Genomic DNA, 3,765 nt, shown 5'->3' on the forward strand with positions numbered 1-3,765 from the left:
CCTCAGGATGCCCTTGTGGCGATCATGATCGCCGAGTCCGCCTCGGACGAAAATATCCGCACCTCTGAACTGGTGACGATCCAGCGCATCGTGAATCACCTGCCGGTGTTCGCCGATTTCGATCAGGACCGGATCAGCGTCGTCGCTGCGATGGTGTTCGACCTGTTTGAAGAAGAAGACGGTCTGGACGCGCTGTTCGGTCTGGTGCGCGATGCTCTGCCCGAAAAGCTGTGGGAGACCGCCTATGCGCTGGCCTGCGACGTGGCAGCGGCGGATGGCAAGCTGATGGAAAGCGAACTGCGGCTGCTGGAAGAAATGCGTTACGAGCTGAACATCGACCGGCTGCACGCAGCGGCGATCGAACGCGGCGCCCGCGCGCGTCACATGACGCTGTCGCACTGACCCTCACGCGCGGATTTTGAGTATTTAGACCAAGAAAAAGCTGGGTCAGGCCTGATAAAGCGTGGCCCAGCGATCCAGAAGGCGGCCTTGCAGAAGCCGCGAGCGCGAGGTCCAGGCGCGGCCGCCCTCGGGGTGCTCGCGCTGATCGGGGCGCAATTTGGCGCGGTGGGCCTGATCGGCTGAAAAGAACGTGAAGGCCAGATCGCGTTTGCCCGGCTGGCTGATGTAACCGGCAAGGGCACTGACGAAATTCAGCGTGCCGGTCTTGGCATGGACCTTGGCCGGGTGATCGGGGGCGGCGCGCCCGGCAGGGTCGCGCATCGGGATTTCCTTCATCAGCTTGGCCAGCGCCCCATCGGGACCAGAGCGCACCAAGGCCTGCACCATATCCGCCGCCGCCATATGCGAGCGGTCGCTGAGGCCGGAGTGATCGAAGAACCGCGCCTTTTGCGGGGTCAGTGTCGTTTCCAGCCAGCCTTGCATCTGGGTGGCGGACTGTTCCAGCGATTGCGGGCTGGTGCCGCGCGCGCGGGTGGCGGCCAGACCGACCGACTCGGCCGTCAGGTTGGTCGAGAATTTCAGCATCCCGTGCAGGATCGTCGTCAGATCGGCGCTGTTGTGGCGCGCCAGAACCGTGCCTGTGACCTCGCCCGTGGCCGGTTGCGGGCGGGGCAAGGTGAGGCCCGTCGCGCCGGCCAGGGTCTGCATGACTTCGGCCGTATAGGCGCCGGGGTCGCGCACCGGCAGCCAGCGGCCGCCGCCCTTGCCCAATGCGGCGCTGGCGACGGTCCAGTCATCCACGCCGTCACTGCGGGCGTAGGTATAGACCGGCAGATTGCGATCGACGATGCGCATCCGGGCGGTGTGGACTTCGGGACGATAACGCAGCGCCCGCGCGTCCAGCGCCACGTCCCAACCAGCGCCGCCGCGCTTCCATTCGAAATAGACCCGGTTGAAATTCAGGTTCAGCCCCGACACCGCCGGATTGTAGCTGACGTACTCGGGCTGTTCAGAGTCGATGGCGGTCAGTTGCGGCAGCGCCCGTGGGTCATAAAGGAACTGGCCACTGATGCTGCGCAAGCCGGTGGCGTGCAAATCGGCCACCAGATCGCCCAGATCGTCGGTGTCCAGCACCGGATCGCCGCCGCCCAGAAGGATCAAATCGCCCGCAAGCCGTCCGTTCGCAATCGGCCCGGTGGCCACAAGCCGGGTCTGAAAGCGGTGATCGGGTCCAAGATGTTCCAGCGCGTAAAGCGTGGTGATGACCTTGGCGGTGCTGGCGGGCGGCAGGGCAAGCAGCGGGTTGCGCGATTCCAGCACCTCGCCGGTGCGGGCATCGGCTACGACAAAGCCCACATCGCCGGTCAGACGCGACGTGGCGATCAGGCTTTCGATCTCAGGGGCGGTTGCGGTGATTTCCCGCGCCGGGCGTGCCCGTGGCGGGATCGAGCGCGCCAGCGGTTCAGCCGACACAGGCCCCGCGACCAATCCGGCCCCAAGACCTGCCAGAACGAAACGGCGCGTAACCATCAAGACCCCCCAATCACTGCGCGGAGTGAACCAAATCTGGCGGCCAGCGGCAAGGGCAGTCAGTCGTGTTTCCACTCGCCCCGCGCGCGGATTTCACTGGACGAGACCGACAGCATCGGCACGTTCACGAAACACCATGCCGGCGCCGACATCTGGCCCAGCAGGCGCGCCTGATCCGATGATACGCGGTAGCGTGCATAGCTTTCGGCCGCTTTCGACATCCGGGCCTGCAGGCGCTGACCGGGGCGGGCCAACACGCCGATCGGCACGTTTTCCATGATCCACTGCCAGTTTTCCCAGCGGTGGAAACCGGCCAGATTATCGGCCCCCATCAGCCAGACGAACCGCACCCCGGGATATAGCTGTTGCAGGCGTGTCAGGGTCTGCGCGGTATAACGGGTACCGATCTGTGCCTCGATATCGGTGATACAGACGCGCGGATGGTCGATTATCGCCCGCGCCGCCTGGATTCGGCGCGCGATCGGGGCCGGGCCCTTGGGCTTGAGCGGGTTGCCCGGGCTGACCAGCCACCAGACGCGATCCAGCCCGAACCGTTTCAGCGCCTCGCGGGTGATATGCGCATGGCCTTCATGAGCCGGATCGAAGGACCCACCCAACAGGCCGATGGTTTGACCCGGCCGGGCATATGGAAGCGTATCACGCATCGCGACTGTTTCGCTGCACACCCGGCGGCTGTCAATCTTTTGCGCAGGGGTCCCGGACAGCAAATCGCGTTGGTCGCCGAAATCAGCGCGTTTTTCTCGATATTTGGCACCGCATTCGCGCTTCTGGCGCCGCGTGCCGTTGCCCCCGACACCTTGCATAGCTATCTAACGGAAAACCTGATTTTCCAAGGATTCCCGCAATGGCCAGCTATCAATACGTCTATCACATGGATGGGGTGTCCAAGACCTATCCCGGTGGCAAGAAATGCTTTGAGAATATCCGCCTCAGCTTCCTGCCCGGCGTGAAGATCGGTGTGGTCGGCGTCAATGGCGCCGGTAAATCGACGTTGCTGCGGATCATGGCCGGGATCGACAAGGATTTCTCGGGCGAGGCATGGGCCGCCAAGGGCGCCAAGGTCGGCTATCTGCCGCAGGAGCCGAAGCTGGACGAAAGCCTGAGCGTGCGCGAAAACGTCATGCTGGGCGTGGCCGAGAAAAAGGCGATCCTTGATCGGTATAACGAGCTGGCGATGAACTACTCGGACGAAACCGCCGACGAAATGGCCGCTCTGCAAGACGAGATCGACAGCCAGAACCTGTGGGATCTGGACAGCCAGATCGACGTCGCGATGGAGGCCCTGCGCTGTCCGCCTGACGATGCGCCGGTCGAAACCCTGTCCGGCGGTGAGCGCCGCCGCGTGGCGTTGTGCAAGCTGCTGCTGGAAGCGCCCGAAATGCTGTTGTTGGACGAACCGACCAACCACCTGGACGCCGAAACCATCGCCTGGCTGCAAAAGCACCTGATCGAATATCAGGGCACCATCCTGTGCGTCACTCACGATCGGTATTTCCTCGATGACATCACCGGCTGGATTCTGGAACTGGATCGCGGTCGCGGCATTCCTTACGAGGGCAACTATTCGGCATGGCTGGAACAAAAGGCCAAACGTCTGGAGCAAGAATCCCGCGAGGACAAATCCAAACAGAAAGTGCTGGAGCGCGAACTGGAATGGATCCGTGCCGGTGCCAAGGCCCGTCAGGCGAAATCCAAGGCGCGTATCAACGCCTATGAAGAACTGGCCGGCCAGTCCGAGCGCGAAAAGCTCAGCCGGGCCCAGATCATCATTCCCAACGGCCCGCGTCTTGGCGGCAAGGTGATCGAGGTCGA

The 3,765-nt window shown here is 63.4% G+C and carries 4 protein-coding genes; 2 read left to right on the plus strand and 2 right to left on the minus strand.

Annotated elements, in window-relative coordinates; translation table 11 throughout:
• The coding region (locus ABYW26_RS11835; protein ID WP_372605095.1) for a tellurite resistance TerB family protein at window positions 1-402 on the plus strand (402 nt) is incomplete at its 5' end.
• A 45-nt stretch (window positions 403-447) separates the two neighbouring features.
• On the opposite strand, the gene dacB is transcribed toward ABYW26_RS11835, so the two are convergent.
• Both dacB and ABYW26_RS11845 read right to left on the minus strand, forming a co-directional pair.
• Window positions 448-1,932, minus strand: a complete 1,485-nt coding sequence (gene dacB / locus ABYW26_RS11840) for a D-alanyl-D-alanine carboxypeptidase/D-alanyl-D-alanine-endopeptidase (protein WP_372605096.1) — start codon at window positions 1,930-1,932, stop codon at window positions 448-450.
• Window positions 1,933-1,991: 59 nt separating this feature from the next.
• The gene (locus ABYW26_RS11845) at window positions 1,992-2,597 is read right to left on the minus strand and encodes a nicotinate-nucleotide adenylyltransferase (RefSeq protein WP_372605097.1); all 606 of its coding nucleotides are present in this window, start codon (window positions 2,595-2,597) and stop codon (window positions 1,992-1,994) included.
• Window positions 2,598-2,797: 200 nt separating this feature from the next.
• On the opposite strand from ABYW26_RS11845, the gene ABYW26_RS11850 reads away from it, so the two are divergent.
• On the plus strand, window positions 2,798-3,765 hold a 968-nt coding region (locus ABYW26_RS11850; protein WP_372605099.1), incomplete at its 3' end, for an ATP-binding cassette domain-containing protein.

This window comes from Actibacterium sp. (genome assembly GCF_041584535.1).
Lineage (GTDB): Bacteria > Pseudomonadota > Alphaproteobacteria > Rhodobacterales > Rhodobacteraceae > Actibacterium_D.